The sequence below is a fragment of the Variovorax paradoxus genome, from assembly GCF_030815855.1.
Lineage (GTDB): Bacteria > Pseudomonadota > Gammaproteobacteria > Burkholderiales > Burkholderiaceae_C > Variovorax > Variovorax paradoxus_M.
The window spans coordinates 926719-947083 of record NZ_JAUSXG010000001.1; the positions used below are offsets into that span (position 1 = coordinate 926719).

Annotated in this window: 8 protein-coding genes; 4 read left to right on the plus strand and 4 right to left on the minus strand. The window is 68.9% G+C overall.

Annotated features, from left to right (window positions below; translation table 11 throughout):
* The first annotated feature begins 90 nt into the window (after positions 1 to 90).
* Entirely contained in the window at positions 91 to 1461 is a 1371-nt protein-coding gene (locus QFZ42_RS04430) for an MFS transporter (RefSeq protein ID WP_307699787.1), read from the plus strand.
* 5 nt (positions 1462 to 1466) lie between these two features.
* Here the strand turns inward: QFZ42_RS04430 and QFZ42_RS04435 are convergent, their stop codons facing one another.
* On the minus strand, positions 1467 to 3791 hold the full coding sequence (locus QFZ42_RS04435) for an ATP-binding protein (protein WP_307699788.1): 2325 nt from the start codon (positions 3789 to 3791) through the stop codon (positions 1467 to 1469).
* A 7-nt stretch (positions 3792 to 3798) separates the two neighbouring features.
* Positions 3799 to 4638, minus strand: a complete 840-nt coding sequence (locus QFZ42_RS04440; protein WP_307699789.1) for a response regulator transcription factor — start codon at positions 4636 to 4638, stop codon at positions 3799 to 3801.
* A gap of 223 nt (positions 4639 to 4861) precedes the next feature.
* Here QFZ42_RS04440 and QFZ42_RS04445 point away from each other — a divergent pair, with 223 nt between their 5' ends.
* From QFZ42_RS04445 to QFZ42_RS04455, 3 genes are all read left to right on the plus strand, one after another.
* Positions 4862 to 12916 carry an SdrD B-like domain-containing protein gene (locus tag QFZ42_RS04445; protein ID WP_307699790.1) on the plus strand — a complete coding sequence of 2685 codons (8055 nt, stop codon included), beginning with the start codon at positions 4862 to 4864 and terminating at the stop codon, positions 12914 to 12916.
* 65 nt (positions 12917 to 12981) lie between these two features.
* Positions 12982 to 17226: an OmpA family protein gene (locus QFZ42_RS04450; protein WP_307699791.1), complete on the plus strand. Its 4245-nt coding sequence runs from the start codon at positions 12982 to 12984 to the stop codon at positions 17224 to 17226.
* Positions 17227 to 17253: 27 nt separating this feature from the next.
* Positions 17254 to 17502 carry a hypothetical protein gene (locus tag QFZ42_RS04455; RefSeq protein WP_307699792.1) on the plus strand — a complete coding sequence of 83 codons (249 nt, stop codon included), beginning with the start codon at positions 17254 to 17256 and terminating at the stop codon, positions 17500 to 17502.
* A 17-nt stretch (positions 17503 to 17519) separates the two neighbouring features.
* Here QFZ42_RS04455 and QFZ42_RS04460 read toward each other — a convergent pair whose 3' ends face one another.
* Complete coding sequence (locus tag QFZ42_RS04460) at positions 17520 to 19214, minus strand: hypothetical protein (protein ID WP_307699793.1); 1695 nt, start codon at positions 19212 to 19214, stop codon at positions 17520 to 17522.
* A 4-nt stretch (positions 19215 to 19218) separates the two neighbouring features.
* The gene (locus QFZ42_RS04465) at positions 19219 to 20325 is read right to left on the minus strand and encodes a hypothetical protein (protein WP_307699794.1); all 1107 of its coding nucleotides are present in this window, start codon (positions 20323 to 20325) and stop codon (positions 19219 to 19221) included.
* Between the last annotated feature and the right edge of the window lie 40 nt (positions 20326 to 20365).

Consider the following 20365-nt stretch of genomic DNA (forward strand, 5'->3'; position numbering starts at 1 on the left):
CGCGTCGCCAGGCAACTCTCGCTGTGAGATCGAGCCTCGATGTTCGAGCTGCGACAAGCCATTCTTCCCATTCGACCGGAGACAAGAGCCATGCGTCAAATCGACCTTCACAAGCTGGCCGACGATGCCCGCTTCAATCGCTTCCACGGCCTCGTGCTGTTCTGGTGCGCACTGATCATCGTCTTCGACGGCTACGACCTGTCGGTGGTCGGCATCGCACTGCCGTCGATCATGTCGAACATGGGCGTGGATGCGACCAACGCGGGATTCATGGTGAGCTCGGCGCTCTTCGGCATGATGTTCGGCGCCATCTTCCTGGGCACGATCGCCGACAGGATCGGCCGCCGCTGGGCGGTGGCCATCTGCGTGGGCCTGTTCAGCATTTTCACGGCCGCCGCTGGCCTGGCCGGCGATCCCTTCACGTTCGGCGCAATGCGCTTCCTTGCCGGGCTCGGCATCGGCGGCGTGATGCCGAACGTGGTGGCGCACATGACCGAATACTCCCCCAGGAAAATCCGTGCGACCCTCGTGACGCTGATGTTCAGCGGCTATGCGGTGGGAGGCATCATTGCGGCCATGCTCGGCAAGAGCTTCATCGAGGCCTACGGCTGGCAATCGGTGTTCTTCGCGGCGGGCCTGCCGGTGCTGCTGATTCCGGTCATCCTGAAGTCGCTTCCGGAATCGATGCCGTTCCTGCTGGCGAAGGGCAGAACCGAAGAGCTCAGCAAGATCGTGTCGAAACTCGACCCGAGCTACCAGCCGCTTGCGGGCGACCGGTTCGTGGTGCCGGCCGAAGACAGGGCCGACAGCGCGGCCATCAAGCACCTCTTCAGTGAAGGCCGCGGTTTCAGCACGGCCATGTTCTGGATCGCATTCTTCATGTGCCTGTTCATGGTGTTTGCGCTGAGTTCGTGGCTGACGAAGCTGATGGCCGGCGCCGGCTACAGCCTGGGCTCGGCGCTGACCTTCGTCTTGGTATTGAATGTGGGCGCGATGGCCGGCGCGATCGGCGGCGGTTGGCTTGCCGACAGGTTCCACATCAAGTACGTGCTCGCCGGAATGTATGCGCTGGCCGCAGTCTCGCTGGTGCTGCTCGGCTACAAGATGCCCACGCCGGCGCTGTTCGTCCTCGTGGGCCTGGCCGGTGCATCGACCATCGGCACCCAGATCGTCGCCAACGCCTACACCGGGCAGTTCTATCCGATGGCGGTCCGCTCGACGGGCCTGGGATGGGCCCTGGGCGTCGGCCGCAGCGGTGCCATCCTGGCGCCGATCCTGATCGGCGTGCTGGTCGGCATGAGCCTGCCGCTGCACCAGAACTTCATCGCCATCGCGATTCCGGCTGTGATCGGAATGATCGCGGTGTTGCTCATCGATCACGGCCGGTCGGCCTCCACCCAGCATGTCGCCGCCAGCGCCGAAGCGACTCCCGCAGCGGCGAAAGTGCCGGCAGTGGGGTAAGCCGATCAGTCCGCGGCGGCGTGGGGTGTCGCTCGCGCCAGGTGGCTGATGTGGTCGAAGTCGAGGCTCTCGAGCGCCTGGCGCACCGCTTTCACCAATGCTTCGTGGCGCGGTTCCGCCGCAAGCCGGTCGGCCCATTCGTGCAGATCGGTCCATCGGCCGTCGCGCGCCAGCGTTTCGAGTTCCCGGCGCACGTCCGCGGGCAGCGGTGCGATCCCGGGCACCGGCTTCGCGCGTCGGCGCGGAATTTCGGCGGACACCTGAAGAAGGGGCGCCGCGGCCTCCGCGCCGGCGGAAGGCACCTCGTCCTCCGAGGCGGCGTCGACCACGACTGAAAAACGCAGCCGCGTGCCCAGGTGGCGGCGGCTGTCGAGTCGCAGCTCGCCGCCCATGCGCTGAACGATGCGCCGCGCAATCGCCAGCCCGAGCCCGTTGCCGGCCGCGGCCGGGTCCGCCTGCGTGAACGCGCGGAACACGCGCCGCTGGTCCTTGCTGTCGATGCCGATGCCGCTGTCCCAGACTTCCAGGCTCAGCCGCCACTGGTGGTCGGCGGGGTGTGCCTGCACCCGCAAGCCCATCTGGCCGCCGTGCGTGAACTTGGCCGCGTTCGACAGCAGGTTCAGCAGCAACTGCTGAAAGCGCTTGCTGTCGATGCGCACCACCGGCGGCAGCGTTCCTCGAAGCTCGAGCATGAAGCGGTTGTTCTGGCGCTGCGCCAGCGCATCGGCGTATTGCGCGATGTCTTCGATCAGCGCGGGCAGGCGAACCGCCTTGGGGTCCAGCGCAAGCGGCAGCAGTTCGCCCTTGGCGTATTCGAGCAGGTCGTCGACCAGGGCGAGCTGGTAGTTGGCGCTGCGTTCGATGGCCTGCAGCTGCGGCGGCGTCGAGGCCAGCTCGCCCTGCAGCATGCGGGCGTGGCCCACGATGGTGGCCAGCGGCGCGCGCAGGTCGTGGCTGATGTAGGCCATGAGCCGCGTCTGTTCGCGCGCGCGTTGTTCGGCCTGCTCGAGCGCGGCGTTGAGCGCGCGGGTCTTGCGTGCCACTTCGTCGTGCAGCCGCTGCTGCTCGTGGGCCTGCCACTGAACCAGTTTCCGTTGTGCGGAGTGCCGCTGGTGCGAGAGGTGGTGCGTCCATGCCGCCAACGCCACCAGCCCGACCAGCAGGCCGGGAAAACCGAGCGCGTAGGCATCGAAGCCCGGCACTGCGTGCTCCGGCATGGAGAGTTCCAGGAGCCGCAGGCACACACCCAGGCTGACCACCGCCATCACCGGAAAAGCCAGCCGCCCGCCAGGCCCCGCCCGGCGCATGTAGACGAAGCTGCTGACCGTGAGAGCCAGCACCAGCGCCAAGGCGCTCAAGATGCCGGCTTGCGCAAAAGGCCCATAGGTGCCCACCAGGGTCCCGGACGTCATCAGCGCCTGTACCGCGGCCAGCGCTACCAGCACATACAGGCCGGGTCGGCGCACCGGTCCGCCGCGCGAGAGCGCATGCAGGTACAGCACCATGTTCAGGACGCAGCATCCGGCAATGAAGCCTGCCGCGCGGTAGCTCCATTCGGTGCTGTCGGGCCAGAAAAGCAGCCGCGCATAGCCGCGGTAGGTGGCTTCGTACAGCGCGACCAGCGCGAACCCGAGGCCCTGCGACGCCATGGCTGCATTGCGCGAAATGCCCCACACCGCCATCGAATAGACCGCGAGCACGAGCAGGCCGCCGATCAGCAGGCCGTCGACGAGTGCATGGCTGCTCTCGCTCTCGCGCCAGGTTTCGGCGCTGTGCAGCACGGGCGCCAGCTTGACGCTGCTGCGGCTTTGCACGCGCACCAGCACGTTGGCTTGCTCGCCGGGCGCCAGTTCCAGCGCGAGCGTGGGAACGCGGTTGACCTTGCGATCGAGGTTGCCGGGCATGGAGATGCCCGCCGCTTCATGCGTCCACGTCTTCGCGGACGCCTTGCCGCGTTGTTCCCGCTGCACGTGGAAGTCGACGTACTGGAGCCATGTGGTGTTCAGCACCAGCCGCAACGAGCGAGCGGTGCCGCTGTCGTTCGCCACTGAAAGCCGCAGCCAGAACACCGAGTTCGTGAAGCCCGGCCGCATGCGAGCCCGGGTGCCCGGCACGAAGCCGCCCCGTGAATGGCTGTCCTGCGCTTCCACGGCTTCGAGCGAGAGCTGCGCCTTTCGGTCTTCCAGCACCTCGACCTTGTCGTCCAGCGCGATGGGCAGCCCTTCGATATCGCGCAGATGCAACGTGGCAGCCTCGACGGGCCGGACCCAGAAACAGCTGGCGAACGCGGCGCACAACAGCAGGGCGGCCGCGCCGCGCACGGCAGTCACGGGCGCCTCAGGCCTCGAACATCGGGAAGGGCTCCGGCACGGGCAAGGACATTGCCTTGCCGCCGAGCGTGTTCCGAAAGCTGCTCGGTGTCGTTTGAAAACGCTCGCGGAAGGCGGTCGAGAAATTGGCGGCGCTCGAGAAACCGACCGCGAACGCCACTTCCTCGATGCTGAGCGCGGATTCCACGAGCAGGCGGCGCGCCTCCGTGAGCCGGGCTTCGCGCACGAACTCGAACACCGTGCGGCCGGTCTGCTCGCGAAAGACGCGCGAGAGGCGCTTCTCGTGCGTTCCCACGCGCGAGGCCAGCTCCGGCAGCGGGGGCACGTTCACGAGGTCCGAGCTCACGAGGCGCTGGGCCGCCAACGCGATGACGCGATCGGGGCCGAACTCCCTTTCGTCTTCGGGCGGCGTGCCGCCGCTGACAGCGCTCCCGTGCGTGGACTTGCTGCTGGCCAGCGCCAGGTGCACGGCCACGCGCGCAAGCACTTCGGCGGGTTCGTAGGGCTTGAGGATGTAGTCCACCGCGCCTTCGCGCAGCCCCGTCAGCCGCTCTTCCACCGAGCTGGAGGAGGTCAGGAAGATCACCGGGATGTGCGCGGTCGTGCGGTCGGCCTTGAGCAGCCGGCACGCGGCAAAGCCGCTGGTGCCGCCCATGCGCACGTCCATCAGGATCAGGTCTGGCTGCAGGGCGGTCGCTCGCCTGTAGCCCTGCATCGCGTCGAAAGCCATGCTGATGCGGTGCTCCTCGCCTCGCAAGGCGGCGAGGAGAAGTTGCAGCTCGTCGATGTTGTCGTCGACCAGAAGAATGTGCGCACGCCGGGGTGGGGAGGAGGACCAGTAAGACATTCGTGGAGCGTAGGGCGAGGCCCTGCGAAACACATGTGAACAAATACACGTTTGGTTGTAATAGTAAACAAATGTCAGTTTTCGTAAACATTTCGTCCTGAGCAGCAAAAGCCTGTAGGGCCGCCCCCTCGAAGAATCGCGCTCTTTCCTGGACACCTGCGCCGCATTCCGCGGCGCCAGAACACACGGTGCCAGGGCCATCAGAGCCAATGCGAGGGACGGGATGTCCAACACCCCATCGATCTTGTCGGGCGCGAAAGCGCCGCGCGATTTGTTCAACATTGCACGCCAGGCCTTGCGCCGGCGCATGGCGCGGATGCCCGTGCTCGTTGCGCTGCCATTTGCGAGCCTGTTGCTGGCCACGGCCGCCCATGCGGTGCCGCAGGTTTCCAGCCTGGTGCATGTGCCCAACATTCTTCCGGCCGGCGGCACGGTCACCAGCACCGTGACCATTGCCGAGAGCGACAGCCTGCCGATCGGCGCGCCGGGTACTTCGTTCACCTATGAGATCCCCGCAAACAGCATCTACATGGGCACGGGCAATGTGCCGGTGGGCAGTTGCAGCTCGACGGTGAATGTGGGCGAGGCCGGACCGGGCCTGGTCACCTGCTCGGGCATCACGCTTGCGGCCGGGCAGACCCGGGAGTTCGAACTGCGGCTGCGCACAGTCTCGCAAGGCACGCTGAGCGTCAGGGCCACCCCGGCGGGCGGCGGCTCGAGCGAGACCAAGACGATCACCGTGAACCAGGGTGCCGATGTGGCGATCGCCATTTCCGCGCCCGCCACCGCTTCCAGCGGCGCCACGGTGCCGATCGTCTTCACGCTGACCAACAACGGGCCCGACGCAAGCACGGGCTCGACGCTGACGTACAACATTCCCACCGGGTTGTCGGTCTCCGGCAGCGGCCTGCCCGCGGGCTGCACCATCAGCGGCAGCCAGCTGAGCTGCAACGTCAGCAGCCTCGCGGTCAATGGCACCCGCACGATCACCGTCAACGGCGTGGTCACCGCGGCCGCCGGTTCCACGATCACGCACCAGCCCGCGGTTTCGCCCGCCGGTTCCACCGGCGACGGCGTGCCCGCGAACGACAGCGCGACCGCCAACACCTCCGTCACGGCGGGCACCGTGCTCACCATGGCCAAGAGCCACAACGGCGGCCAGCTCCTCGTGGGCCAGCGCTTCAACTTCACGCTGGCGCCGCGCTTCAGCGGCAGTGCACCCACGGGCGTCACGCTCACCGACACGCTGCCGGCCAACTTCCAGATCGACGGGCCGGTTTCCGCCGCAGCCGGCTGGAACTGCTCTGTCTCCGGCCAGACGGTGAGCTGCACGCGCTCGAATATCGGCACCGGCGGTGCCGACGTCGCGCTCGGGAACATCGTGATTCCGGTGATCGCCATGACGGCCGGCACGGGAGTCGTCAACGATGCCACCGTGAGCGCCACGGGTCCGGTCGCCACCTCGGCCACCGGCAGTGCGCCGGCCGACGTGGCGAATTCGGCCGCCGACTTCCGGGCCGACAAGCGCCGCAGCTGGCCGCAGAACAACGTGCCGATCGGACAGGATTTCGACTACCAGGTCGGCGCCACCAACCTCGGCGGCACGCGCCTGCTCGCGGGCAGCACGATCAACCTGGTCGACGATTTGCCGGCGGGCGTGCACATCAACAGCATCACGCCGGGTCCCGACTACGCGTGCACGATCATCAAGGGCGGCGCCACCGTCGCGGCGCCGGTCGATGGGCCGGCCACTGTGAATTGCACGCGCACGCTCTCATCCGACATCGGCGTGGACACCTCGAGCGGCAACACCGCGCGCAATGCCGGCTTCGTCAGGGTGAACGTCACGATTCCCGCGCTGCCGGCGGGCGGCGCCCCGATCGTCAACAGCATGTGCGTGAATGTGGCACTGCCTGCGGGCGCGCCCACTTCAGGCGCAGACCCCGACGCCAACACCGGCAACGACTGCGTGAGCCTGGGCACCGGCGTGGACGACAGCGCCAACTACGCCGACGTCACGGTGCTCAAGCGCGTCGTCGGAATCGGCAACAGCGCCGCCAACCGGCAGACCGCGGGCCAGCCGATCACCTGGGAAATCGAGGTCGTCAACAGCGGCCCCTCGGCGGCGCAGAACGTCGTGGTCAGCGACACGTTCCGGCAGGTGTACGGCGCGGGCACCGTCGACCAGGTACCCAACGGCGCCACCTTCGGCGCTGGTACCTGTGCATTGCCCGCCGCCTCGGGCAACGCCGGCAATCCATCGCTTTCGAACTGCAGCATTGCGGTGCTTCCGGTCTGTCGCGCGAGCACTGCTCCGGCGACCGCGGTGCCGCTGTGCCCTGTGGTCCGCGTTGCCGCCACCCACTACGGCGACGGCGCTTCGGCCACCGATCACACCTTCAGAATCGACAACAAGGCGAGCGCCATCCCGGCCACGCCCGCCGACCCGGTGCTCGACGATGGAGGCCTGACCAACAGCGGCAGCGCCACCGCCTTCTTCAATGCACTGACCGACGTGACGGTGACCAAGGCGGCCAGCCCCGGCGCGGTGCCGGTCGGCCAGCTGCTCACCTACACCCTCACGGCGCGCAACCAGTCGCTGCAGCAGAGCAGCTTCAGCCGCGCCTACAACGTGCAGGTGGTCGATACGCTGCCGGCCGGCCTGATGTTCATCTCGGCCACGGCGGCGGGCGGCGGCACCTGCTCGACGCAGCCCAACACCACGGACCCCACGGGCACCGGAACCACCAACAACCAACTGGTTTGCAGCTGGGCTTTGCTCGACCGCAACCAGCAGCAGACGGTCACGGTCCGGGTACGCCCGCTGTTCGCCATCAATGGCTCGACCATTGCCAACACGGTCGCCATCAGCACCGCCACCACGGAAGGCAACGCCACCAACAACCAGGCGACGGCCAGCACCTCCGTGACCGCGCCTGTGTACGACCTGGTCGTGACCAAGCGCGACGACGTCGACCCGGCGAACGTGGGCGACGACGTCACCTACACCATCACGGTATCGAACAACAGCGCCTCGACGGCCGAGGCGGTCCGCCTGGTCGACAACCTGCCAACCGCTGGAACCGGCGGCGAGCCGGCCCCCACCTTCGTGTCGGCGAATGCGCCGGCGGGCGTGACCATCCAGACACCGGCGGTCGGTTCGTCCGGCGGCCAGATCGTGTTCACGATCCCGGCCCTGGGCGGCACCGGCAACACGTCGACCGGCGAACCCAGCACGCTGCAGTTCCAGGTGGTGCTGCGCGGTGTTTCGCGCGGCACGTTCCAGAACCGCGCCGCGGTCGACTTCTTCGATGCGTCGCGCAATGCCTTCGACACCAGCCAGGGCAACAACACGGTGGCGGAGAACACCACGTTCCGCTTCAAGGCCGACGTGCAGGTGGTCTCCAAGGCGGCCGTGTCGACAGGCACCGCCACGCCGCTCGCGACCGCGGCCATCGGACAGGGCTTCGACTGGCTCGTGCAGCTGCGCAACAACGGTCCCGACAGCGCCGAGACCACGAGCTTCACCGACACGCTGCCCACGGGCCTGGTGCTGACAGGCACGCCCGTGTTCACAGTGACCGGCGGCAGCTTCACGCCCGCCGCGCCCACCTGCACCGGCGCGGCCGGCGGCAACAGCGTGAGCTGCGCCATCACTTCGATGCCGGCCAACGGCACGGCCACCGTGCGCATTCCGGTGCGCACCACGGTTGGCAGCACGCCCGCCAACGGCACGCAGTTCACCAACCGCGCGCACCTGGTGACCACCGGCTCGGGCGACACCAACGGCGGCGCCGACCCGGACGCGGGCAACAACTTCAACGAAGGCAGCATCGCGGTGCAGAGCAGCGCGCTGAGCGGCCGCGTCTATGAAGACCTGGACGGCGACGGCCAGATCGACAGCGGCGAACCCGGCATTGGCGGCGTCACGATGCGCCTGACCGGCACCGACAGCCTGGGCAACGCCGTCTCGCTGACCACCACCACCGACACCAACGGCAACTGGGGCTTCACCGTGCCCGCGGGCAGCTACAACGTGGCCGAGGACCAGCCCGCGGCCTACCAGCCCGGCATCACCCGCGCAGGCGGGGTGACCGGCGTGGGCAGCACCGCCGGCACCGTGCCGGCAGGCACCTCGAACGGCCCCAACGGCTCGAATGCGAACCGCATCGACACCATCGTGCTTGGCGCGGGCGGCACTTCGACCAACAACAACTTCGGCGAAGTGCGTCCCTCGAGCCTGGCCGGCCGCGTGTACCGCGACGCCGACTACAACAACGCCGCGAGCGCGGGCGATCCCGGCATCGCGGGCGTTACCGTCACGCTCACCGGCACCGACATGTTCGGCAATCCGGTGTCGACCACGGCCACCACGGCCGGCGGCAGCGGCAACTACGCCTTCAACAATCTCTTGCCCGGCACCTATGTGGTGACTGAGACGCAGCCGGCCGCCTTCGCGGACGGCAGCGATGCGGCCGGCACGGCCGGCGGCACCGCGGGCAACGATGTGGTGAACACCATCCCATTGCGCTCGAACGTGAACGGCACCGGCTACGACTTCGGCGAACTGCTCACCCGCATTCCGGTGCGCGTCTTCGTGGACGGCAACAACGACGGCGTGCCGCAGGCCGGCGATTCGGGCATTCCCAACGTGGAGCTGCGCCTCACGGGCACCGACGCCGCGGGCAACCCGGTCAACATCGTCGCCGTGCCCTCGGGCCCGGACGGCGGCTACGAGTTCCGCAATGTGCCGCCCTCGGCACCCGGCGGCTACACCATCACGGAAACGCAACCGGCCAACTACGCGCCCGGCAAGGCCAATGCCAACGGCCACCCCGGCACCGCGCAGGGCGGCGGCAACAGCATCACCGGCGTGACCGTGGCCGGCACCAATCCGCCGCTCACGCAAGGCGAGTACTACTTCGGCGAGCTGCTGCCCGCCGGCATTTCGGGCCGCGTGTACTACGACCGCGACGGCAGCGGCGCGCAGGGTGCACCGGCCACCGAGCCGGGCCTGGCGGGCGTGACGATCACGCTCACCGGCAACGACGTCAACGGCCAGCCGGTGACCCGCACCACCACCACCGATGCCAGCGGCGACTACAACTTCGCGAATCTCGCGCCCGGCACCTACACGGTGACCGAGACGCGGCCCGCGGGCTACGAGCCCGGCATCACGCGCGCCGGCAACGTCAGCGGCGCCGGCAGCACGCCGGGCTCCGTCCCGACGGGCGGCAACGGCGTGTTGAACGGCCCCAACGGCTCGAACGCCAACGTCATCCAGAACATCGTGCTCGGCGCCGCGGGTTCGGGTTCGGCCGGCAACAACTTCTCCGCCGTGCGCCCGGCCAGCGTGTCCGGCTACGTGTATGCCGACGTCGCACCGTCGAACGGCACCCGCGACAGCGGCGAACCCGGCATTGCGGGCACCACGGTGCGCGTGACCGGCACCGACTTCCTCGGCAACGCGGTCACGCGAACGGTGCAAGCCGCCGCCGACGGCCGCTACCTGGTCGACAAGCTGCAGCCCGGCACCTACCAGGTCGACGAGACGCAGCCCGACGGCGTGGCCGACGGTCCCGAGTCGCTCGGCACCGTGGGCGGCGCGCCGCGCGGCACCGTGAACCCCGGCAGCGTGAACGACCGCTTCGGCGCGCTCGTGCTCGCGTCGGAAGAAGCGGGCATCGACTACAACTTCGGCGAGCGCGGCGGCCAGATCGCGGGCTGGGTCTACGTCGACAGCAACAACGACGGCATCCGCCAGGCCGGCGAGCCGGGCATTCCGGGCGTCACGCTCACGCTCACCGGCCGCTCGGCCAGCGGCCTGGTGGTGAACGCCACCGCCGTCACCGATGCGAACGGCCGCTATGTCTTCACCGGCCTGCTGCCGGCCGATGCCACGGGCTACACCGTGCGCGAGACGCAACCCGTCACGTATGCGGACGGGCTCGACGCGGTCGGCACGCTCGACGGCACGTCCAGCGGCACGCTCGGCAACGACGTGCTCTCCGCCATCGCGTACCGCGGCGGCAACGGCGACAACTACAACTTCGGCGAGCGCGGCGCATCCATCGCGGGCACCGTCTACAACGACGCGAACCGCAACGGCACGCGCGAACCGCAGGACCTTCCGATTGCCGGCGTGACCATCACGCTGACCGGCACGGACGCCGCGGGCCAGCCCGTGACGCGCACCGCCGTCACCGGCCCCGACGGCCGCTACGAACTGGCCGGCCTGCCGTTGCCCGGCACCGGCGGCTACACGATCACCGAGACGCAGCCCAGCGGCTACGACGAGGGCATTGCCATTCCCGGCACGCTGGGCGGCTCGGCGCAGGGCACCAACCAGATCCGCGTGAACTTCACCACGCTGGCCACCAATGGCACGGGCTACGACTTCAACGAGCACAACAACCTGCCCGCGTCGCTGACCGGCACCGTGTGGTTCGACCAGAACCACAACCGCGGCCGCGAAAGCGGCGAGGGCCAGGGCGACGGCTGGACCGTGGAGCTGATGCGCTGCGCCGACGGCGGCAACGCCTGTTCGGAAACCGCGGCCACCGTGCTCTACACCGTGACCACGGGCGCCGACGGCAGCTACCGCTTCGGCGACCTCACGCCCGGCGAATACCGCGTGCGCTTCCGCTCGCCCGACGGCCGCACCGTCGGCGGCGTGTGGCCCACCGATGCGGCGCAGAACAACGCGAACGGCCCGTACCCCACGCCCGCCGCGAGCGATCCGCGCTTCTCGATCAAGGTGCGCGTGAACGCCGGCGCCAACGTGCAGCGGCAAGACTTGCCGTACGACCCGGGTGGCGTGGTGTACGACAGCGTGAGCGGCACCCCCGTGCCCGGCGCGGTGGTGCGCCTCGTGGGCCCGCCCGGCTTCGACCCGGCGCAGCATCTGCTCGACGGACGCGACACCTACACCACCGGCCCCAGCGGCACCTACGACTTCTTCCTGCTGCCGGGTGCACCGGCCGGCGAGTACCGCCTGGCGGTGACGCCGCCGGGCAGCTACCTGCCGTCGTCGATCTATCCGCCGGCGGCCGGCGGGCTCGGCACGCAGTCGTGCTCCGCTCCGGCGAACGGGCCCGCGCCCGCGCAGAGCAACCCCTGCGTGGTGAGCCCGGGCGCCGGCCTGGTGCCTGGCGCCGGCTACTACCTGGCGTTCCAGATGCCGGGCGGCGGCGGCCAGCACGTGGTGGCCAACAACATTCCGCTCGATCCGTCGGATGCCACGCTCATCGAGCTGCGCAAGACCACCTCGAAGCTCACGGTGAAGAAGGGCGAACTGCTGCCTTACCGCATCACGGCGCGCAACACCCGCGGCAACCCCGTGCCGGGTGTGGCGGTGGTCGACACGCTGCCGCCGGGCTTCCGCTACGTGCAGGGCTCGCTCACCGTGCGCATCATGCCGGGCGGCGTGGCGCTGCCGGTGGTCCCGCAGATCAACGGCCGCCAGATCGTGGTGCCTGGCCAGAACTTCGCGCCCAACGAGACCAAGGAATACCTGATGGTCGCGGGCGTGGGGGTCGGCGTGGGCGAGGGCGAGTTCGTCAACCAGGTCATCGCCACGCAAGGCGTGGGCGGCCGCGTGCTGTCGAACCTGGCCACCGCCACGGTGCGCGTGGTGCCCGATGCGCTGTTCGACTGCACCGACGTGATCGGCAAGGTCTACGACGACAAGAACGCCAACGGCTACCAGGATGAAGGCGAGCCCGGCCTTGCCAACGTGCGCATTGCCACCGTGAACGGCGTGCTGGTCACCACCGACGCCGAAGGCCGCTACCACATTGCCTGCGCCGCCATTCCGAAGGAAGGCACCGGCAGCAACCTGGTGCTCAAGCTCGACGAACGCACGTTGCCTTCGGGCTACCGCACGACCAGCGAGAACCCGGCCGCCGAGCGCGCCACGCGCGGCAAGGTGCTGAAGGTGAACTTCGGCGCCACGGTGCACCGCGTTGTGCGGCTTGCGCTGCAGGGCACGGCCTTCGACGAGGGCAGCGCCGCACTGCGCGCGGGCTTCGTGCCCGAGCTCGACCGCACGGTGGCCGTGCTGGCCGAAAAGACCTCGGTGCTGCGCCTGGCCTACAAGGCCGCGCCCGGCGAAGCCGAAGCGCTCGGCCGCCAGCGCACCGATGCGGTGAAGGCCGCCGTGTTCGCGCGCTGGAAGCAACTGGGCGAGCAGCGCGAAAGCCGCAAGGAGCCGCCGCTCTTCAACCTGGACATCGAAGTCGAGCTGGTGCCCGCCACCACGCCGGCGGTGAAGCCATGACGCGAGAACGAGTGAACGCCATGAAAAGCACCCCGACACCGAAGAACCCGTTCAAGCGAGCCGACATGAGAAAGCTTCAGAAGCGTATCGCCCTCGCGGGCGCGGTTACCGCCGCCTGCATGACCATGGGCCTTGCCGCGGCGCAGGACAGCGAAGTGCGCGGCCGCATGCACGACCGCGCCGCGGCCGATCCGCGCGCCGTGGACATCGACGGCGCGCGCCACCTGCCGCGCAGCGGCGAGCGCGAACTGCCCAAGGCCACCTTCGTGCTCGGCGATGCACGCGAGCCGGTCGCGGCTGCGGCAACCGGCGCAGCGCCGGTCGCCGGTCCGGCCATTGAGCGCAGCGATACCGAGACGCCGCAGTTCGCCTCCGGCTCCGATCTGCTCGCTCCGGCGGACAAGGCGCAGCTCGACCGCATCGCCAGCCAGGTGAAGGGTCGCGACAAGTTGCGCTTCGAGATCGTCGGCCACACCGATGCGCAGCCGCTGAGCGCCCGATCGCGCGAGCGCTTTGCCGACAACCAGGCACTGGGCCTGGCGCGCGCGCAGCAGGTGGCCCGCTATCTCACGCAGCGCCTCGGCCTGCCCGAGTCGGCCGCGGCGGCGAGCTCCCGCGGCCCCGACGCACCCCTGGCGGCACCCGCGTCGGACCCCATCAACTGGCCCGCCAACCGGCGCGTCGAAGTGCGCGTGTACTGGGCCGACGCGGCGCCCGCCGTCGCGAGCGCTCCCGCTGCGGCACCGGGCGATCCGGGCGTGTGCCGCACCTTCACCGCCATTGGCACCGACGATGCGCCGCTGCGCCTGAGCGTGGATGGCCAGTTGCTCGACGGCAAGGGCGCTGCTGCGCCAACCAGCGAGGGTGCCACCAGCGCCGACCGCCAGCGCTGCGTCGACGTGCAGCTCGAACGCAACCAGCTGCGCCTGCAGTACGACAACCTCTCGCAGCCGCGCCGCCTGAGCGCTGCGGCCTGGCCCACCACCGTGGTGGCGGGCGACACCGTGCGCTTCGCGGGCTACAGCAACTACCTGCTGTTCACCGCCAAGGCCGAGCTGCGCATCTTCACGGCCAACGACGTGATGCAGCGCCGCCTGCTTGCCACGCTGCCGCTGGACACCGGCATGCGCGGCGAATGGCAGGTGCCCGCGGGCCTGCTCGACCGCCTCGCCGACGGCGCGGGCGGCAAGCTCTACTACCGGCTGCGCGTGTACGACCGCCAAGGCCGCTTCGACGAAACCGACGATCTTTCGCTCACCGTGGCCGAGCGCCACGCGCCCGAGACGACCACGCCCGACCCGGCGCGAGAACTGCTGCGCGCCTATGGCCAGAACAACGTCGCCATCGCCAACATTCCGCTCGCGGCGGGCACCGTCACCGCCAGCGGCGCGGCCATCCGCCCGGGTGAAAAGGTGCGCGCGCTCGGCTTCGCGGTGCCGGTGGACGACAACGGCCGCTTCGTGTTCCAGCAGCTCGTGCCGCGCCGTGTGCAGACCGGTGAGATTGCAGTCACCGATGCGCAAGGCGCCACGCGCTCGTACCGCCGCGACTTCGAGCTGCCCGCAAGCGACTGGTTCTTCGTGGGCCAGGCCGACCTCACCGGGGGCAGCAACAGCGTGAGCGGCCCGGCCGCGATCATGACCAACGACAAGAACCGCTACGGCGGTGGCGGCTGGAGCGAAGGCCGCATCGCCGGCTATGCCAAGGGTCAGCTCAACGACCGCTGGACGCTCACGGCCAGCGTCGACACCGAGGAGCGTCCGCTCAAGGACCTGTTCCGCAACCTCGACCGCAAGGACCCGACCTCGCTGTTCCGCCGCTTCGATCCCGAGGACTCGTGGAGCACCTTCGGTGACGACTCCACCACCATCGAGGACGCGCCCACGCAGGGCCGCTTCTACCTGCGCGTGGACGACGGCCGCTCGCAGGCCATGTGGGGCAACTTCAAGCTCAACTTCGGCGACACCGAACTCACCCGCGTGAGCCGCGGCCTCTACGGCTTTCACGGCCGGTATCTTGGCGACGAGTCGACCTCGTTCGGCGAGGCGCGCCTGAAAGTCGACGCCTTCGCGGCCGAACCGGGCACCCTGGCGGCGCGCGAGGAATTCCGCGGCACCGGTGGCTCGCTGTACTACCTTCGCAACCAGGACATCACGCGCGGCGCCGAACGCGTGAACATCGAAATCCGCGACCGCGACTCGGGCTTCGTGCTCAAGCGCACGCAGCTCGTGCCGAGCTCCGACTACGAGATCGACTACCTGCAGGGCCGCGTGCTGCTTTCCGCGCCGCTGCCCAGCCTGTCGGACGACGGTTCGCTGGTGCGCGCCGGCGGCCTCACGGGCATGCCGGCCTTCCTGGTGGTGGACTACGAATACACGCCGATCGCGAGCTCGCTCGACACGCTCGCGGTGGGCGGCCGCGTCTCGTGGTGGGCCAACGACCACGTGGGCGTCGGCGTGACCGCGTCGCGGCAGGACCAGATCGGCGCCGACCAGCGGCTGGCGGGTGCGGACATCACGCTGCGCAAGACCGAGACCACCTACCTCAAGGGCGAGTTCGCGCGCAGCAAGGGCCCGGGCACCGCCCAGCTCGATTCGCTCGATGGCGGCTTCAGCTTCAGCGGCCGCAATGGCACGGCCGGAACCCGCCTGGGCAACGGACCCACCGGCAATGCGAACGCATGGCGGCTCGAAGGCCAGGCCGATCTGGCCGATTTCGAGATGAAGGGCGGCGGCCGCGTCAGTGCCTATGCACAGTCGCGCGACGCCGGCTTCTCGGCGCCGGGCCAGTACGCGAGCAATGCCACGCGCCAGGTCGGCGTGTCGGCCGCCGTGCCCTTCGGCGAAAAAGGCGAGGGCGGCGAGCTGCGCCTGAAGGCCGACCGCCGCGACGAACGCGACGGCTACAACAGCAGCGTGCTCGACGCGCAATACGGCCTGCGCCTGTCACCCGACTGGAAGCTGGGCCTCGGCATGCGCTACGACGACAAGACCGGCGATTCGCTCATCACCAGCCCGTCGCTGCCCACCACGCAGGCCGTGTCGGGCGAGCGCGCCGACGCGGCCGTGCAGCTGGAATACACCGGCAACGACCGCTGGAGCCTCTATGGCTTCGCGCAGAAGACGCTGCGGCGCACCGGCACGCGGCTGGACAACGACCGTCTGGGCTTTGGCGGGCGCTACCGCGTCAGCGACAAGCTCGCACTGCGCGGCGAACTCTCGACCGGCGATGGCGGCCCGGCGGGCAAGGCCGGTGTCGACTACCAGTACGACGACCGCTCCAACCTCTACATGACCTACGTGGCCGACACCGGCCGCACCGACGAGAACCTGATCGGCCGCGGCGGCAGCCTGGTGACCGGCGTGCGCTCGCGCGTGGCCGACGGGCTCACGATGTTCACCGAGCACCGCCACGCGACCGGCACGCAGCCGGGCCTCACGCATGCCTATGGCGTGCAGTACGCGCCCGACACGCACTGGACGCTGGGCCTCAATTTCGAGAACGGCTGGGTCGGTGCCGAAACGCTGGGCGCCACGCGGCGCGAGGCGGTGGCCCTGACGGCCGGCTATTCGAACGAGCGCCTCAAGTACAGCGGCGGCCTCGAGTACCGCAAGGACCGCACCGCGGCCGAGTTGCGCACCAGCTGGCTCGTGAAGAACTCCTTCTCGTGGAAGGTGAACGACGACGCGCGCTGGGTCGGCAAGTTCAACTGGGCCGACAGCGACAGCAGCACCGGTACGCTGGCCGCGGCCAAGTACACCGAGGCGATGCTCGGCTACGCGCTGCGCCCGGCGCTCGACGACCGGCTCAACCTGCTGTTCAAGTACACGTACCTCTACGACCTTTCGTCGCCGGGGCAGGTGGTGTCTGCGGGCGGGCTCGACTCGAGCCTGGGCGCCGTGTCGACCACCGGCATCGACTATCAGCAACGCAGCCACGTCTTCGCAATCGATGCCACCTACGACATCAACGAGCGCTGGACCGTCGGCGGCAAGTACGCATGGCGCCGCGGCGAACTGCGCGCGAGCCGCGACAACTCGTCGCCGTGGTTCAAGAGCTCGGCCGAGCTCGCGGTGCTGCGCGTCGACTGGAAGCTGGTGCGCAACTGGGACTGGATGGTCGAGTGGCGCTCGCTGCGCGCCAAGGAACTCAAGGACCGCAAGAACGGCTGGGTCACCGCCGCCTACTACCACGTCAACGAGAACCTGAAGGTGGGCGTGGGCTACAACTTCACCGACTACTCCGACAACTTGACCGACATGAGCTATCGCAGCAAGGGCTGGTTCCTCAACGTGCTCGGAAAGTTCTGAAGCGGCCGGGGCACGGGAGAACGATGCATGCGCGAACGACATGAATTCGACCTGATCGTGCCCCTGGTCGACATCGCGGAAGCGCTTGTCCCCAGGCACTACCCGGGCGACAACCGCAACCGCTACAAGCTCTACGAAGAGTGGGCGCAGGACTTCCTTGCGGACTTCGCCGCGCGCGCCGCGGCGGGGCGCAGGCCTGAGGAAACCTACCGCGAGGACATCGCCGACTTCGCGCTTCGCAAGGCTGCGGCCTACGGGTTCGCGGTCCGGGACTAACCGGCCCGCGCGTCCGGTCAGCGCAGCAGGCCGGCCACCATGTTGGCCGCGCCCTGGTAGTTCTGCCGCGCATGGCGGCGCTCGAATTCATGCAGCCGGGCGGCGAGTTCGGCGCGCCGTGCGGTCACTCCTGCCGGGAGCGCGCGCAGGGCCGATGCCTGTGCCAGTGCATGGTCCAGATCGATGCCGATCCGCCGCGAAAGCGGCCAGCCGGCGCCCAGCGGCTCCAGCCGCCAGTCGGCCCAGTGATGGAGCCGGAAGCTGCCGTCTTCCTCCCTGAACACGGCGTTGCTGGCGAGGTCGGGCAGCACCAGTTGCAGCGGCATGGATTGCAATGCCTGCAGGAGCGTGGGCCAGGCGAGCCGCAGCGTCTCGATATCGCCCGCCTGGGACTTGTCGGCCGCGGCCTGGGCGAGCGCATCGAAGCGCAGCTGCGAGAGCCGCTCGGGCAGGACGGCGCGCGAGCGGCGGTATCGTTCCACCAGCGCCTCCGGCGGCTCGAAGGCCATCAACCGGATGCGCAATGCAGCGATGCCTCGCGCATGTTCCATCCCCTGGCTCCGGTGGGCTTGCGGGTTCCAGCGCATCGCATGGCAGGCATAGCCGCTCACACGCACGCTCGCCAGCCATTCGAACGACGGCAGCCCGGAGGCGCCGAGGCCCAGGAGATCGGCCTCCTGTTGAGCGGCCGCATCGCGCGTGTGATCGAAGAGCTTGAAAAGAAAGCCCTGCTTCACGGCACCGTCGGCGTCGAGCACTTTCACGAACAGCGCCTTGATGTGGCCGTCGGCCATGGTCCGGGTCTGCACGTCCAGCCGGGTGTGATCGAGCGGCCACGCGAGCTGCGTACGAAGTACCTCGCGCATCCATTGCTCGCGGCGCGCCGGCTCCAGCAACTCGTCGAACGGGCTGCGCGCTGCCGCCGGAGCCTGCCACTGCACATCAGGCAGGAACAGCGCCTGCACCTGGCTGCGCTGCCGGTCGATCGCGAAGAGGTGAAGCACCAGGTGGGCGATCTGCTGCAGCGCTTGCCGCAGGAGAATCAATGCCACCAACACCGCTTGCAGCGGCGGCAGAGCGTCGCGCCAGTATTGCCAGACCACGCAGGCCAGCGCGCAGAAGAATCCTCCCTGCACGAACCCGCCCATGAGCCTGTTCAGCGAACCGCGCAACGCGTGCGACAGGCCCGGCCGCCACGTGATCGACAGGTGGACCGCCACCAGCACCAGGCCGCACCACAGCAAGGAGAGCAGCAACAGCGGAGGGTAGAGCACCGCCAGGGCCGCCATGGCCAGGCCGGCGAAAACCAGCGCGGCCATGCTGCGCAGCAAACGCTGATAGGCCTGTCGCGCCGTCTTCGACTGGTTGTTGAACAAGCCTGTCTTGTTGCTGGCACGCCATTGCTGCCGCGCGCCGTGTTCGCACAGCCCGTCGATCAGCTTCTCGGCCGCCAGATGCAGCGCATAGGCCACCGCGATGACACCGCCGACAAGCAGGACCTGGGTTTTCTGCGGCAGCGCGGAGACGGTTTGCGGCAGCAGCGTGGGCACATAGCTGCCGGCGAGCATGGCCACGAGTTTCCAGGGCAGCCAAAGTGTCAGCAGCAGGCCGAATTGCGATGCCAGAACGGCTCCGACCACCAGCATCGCATGGCCCGGCGTGTGGGCCATCAGCACGCGATAGATCGGCAGACAGGCGAGAACGGCGCCCATCACATCAATGCAGGGCCGACTGCAGGGCGAGGAAGGCTTCCATCTCTGCCGTCGTAGCGGCGGCGGCGATCGCACCGGGGCGCGCGGTCTGCGTACGCACCACCTGCAGTACCTGCCGGAAGATCTCGGCATCGTGTGCGGGGGAGCGCTGGTCTTCCTCCTTCCACCCGAACGTGGCCCAGCCGTTGCGCGCGGAAACCTGGCGATCGAGCGGCCCGAGCGCTTCGAACAGCGCCTTCATGAAAGCCGCGCCGCGCAGCTGGTCGTCATGGATCACGAGGCTGCCGTCGACATAGGTTGTCCGCGCCAGATCGGCGGGGAGCTTGAGGCGGCCGTCGGGGTCCAGCAGCGTGGCCAGACGGTTCCACAGGGCGCCGGCTGCATAGCTTTCGGAGAACACTTGCGCTTGCAGGGCCGGCAAGGTGCCGGGCAGCGGCCGCTCGGGGCCGACGCCGGTGCGCAAGGCGTACTCGGCCCAGCGCGCGGTGCCCTCCAGCAGCCAGCGCGCCTTGAACATCGTGTAGCCGTACTGGTACTGGTGGAAGAGCTCGTGGATCGGTGTCGCGTTCTGGTTCGCGTGGCTGTTCAGCAGGTCGATGCGCAATGCGCAACGGCCCGCGGGCTCGTCGGTTCCGAGCCGGTAGTTCGTTGCCTCATCGTAGGAGCGGCCGTTGCCTTTCTCCATCTTGACCAGGAAGACGTCGATGGACCCGGTGCGCGCGTTGCGCGGCTGCCGCATCGGATGCGTGAGGCCCATGATCTCGGAGAAGATGCGGCGCCCCACCACCAGTTGCGTGGCCACGTCCTCCACCTTGTCGGGCACGCCGTTGCGGTTGGCATCGCGGGCATCCGGCAGGGCATGCTCGCCTTCGAGCGTGTAGAAGATGCGGAACTCGTCGCGCACATGGCTGCGGTCCAGGCGGGGAAGGCCTGCGTTGGGTGCTGTTCTGCATCCTTGCGCCCCGGCTTCCTCGGCTGCGGAAGGAAGCGCCGAGACGACCATCCAGCCGAGAAAGAGAAGCACCTCTTTCCACGGGGCGCCTCGGGAAAATCCGCGTGCGTTCGAGGGTCGCTGCGAAGGCGCAGACACGGCATCTCGCGAATGTTTCATGGCGCTCCCCTTGAGGTACTTCGGGCGGGCCAAGGCTCTC

What these genes read in the sequence shown, in the direction of transcription:
- QFZ42_RS04440 (WP_307699789.1), bottom strand. Translation starts at nt 4,638, where the DNA reads ATGTCTTACTGGTCCTCCTCCCCACCCCGGCGTGCGCACATTCTTCTG.
- QFZ42_RS04460 (WP_307699793.1), bottom strand. Translation starts at nt 19,214, where the DNA reads ATGGGCGCCGTTCTCGCCTGTCTGCCGATCTATCGCGTGCTGATGGCC.
- QFZ42_RS04465 (WP_307699794.1), bottom strand. Translation starts at nt 20,325, where the DNA reads ATGAAACATTCGCGAGATGCCGTGTCTGCGCCTTCGCAGCGACCCTCG.
- QFZ42_RS04450 (WP_307699791.1), top strand. Translation starts at nt 12,982, where the DNA reads ATGAGAAAGCTTCAGAAGCGTATCGCCCTCGCGGGCGCGGTTACCGCC.
- QFZ42_RS04455 (WP_307699792.1), top strand. Translation starts at nt 17,254, where the DNA reads ATGCGCGAACGACATGAATTCGACCTGATCGTGCCCCTGGTCGACATC.
- QFZ42_RS04445 (WP_307699790.1), top strand. Translation starts at nt 4,862, where the DNA reads ATGTCCAACACCCCATCGATCTTGTCGGGCGCGAAAGCGCCGCGCGAT.
- QFZ42_RS04430 (WP_307699787.1), top strand. Translation starts at nt 91, where the DNA reads ATGCGTCAAATCGACCTTCACAAGCTGGCCGACGATGCCCGCTTCAAT.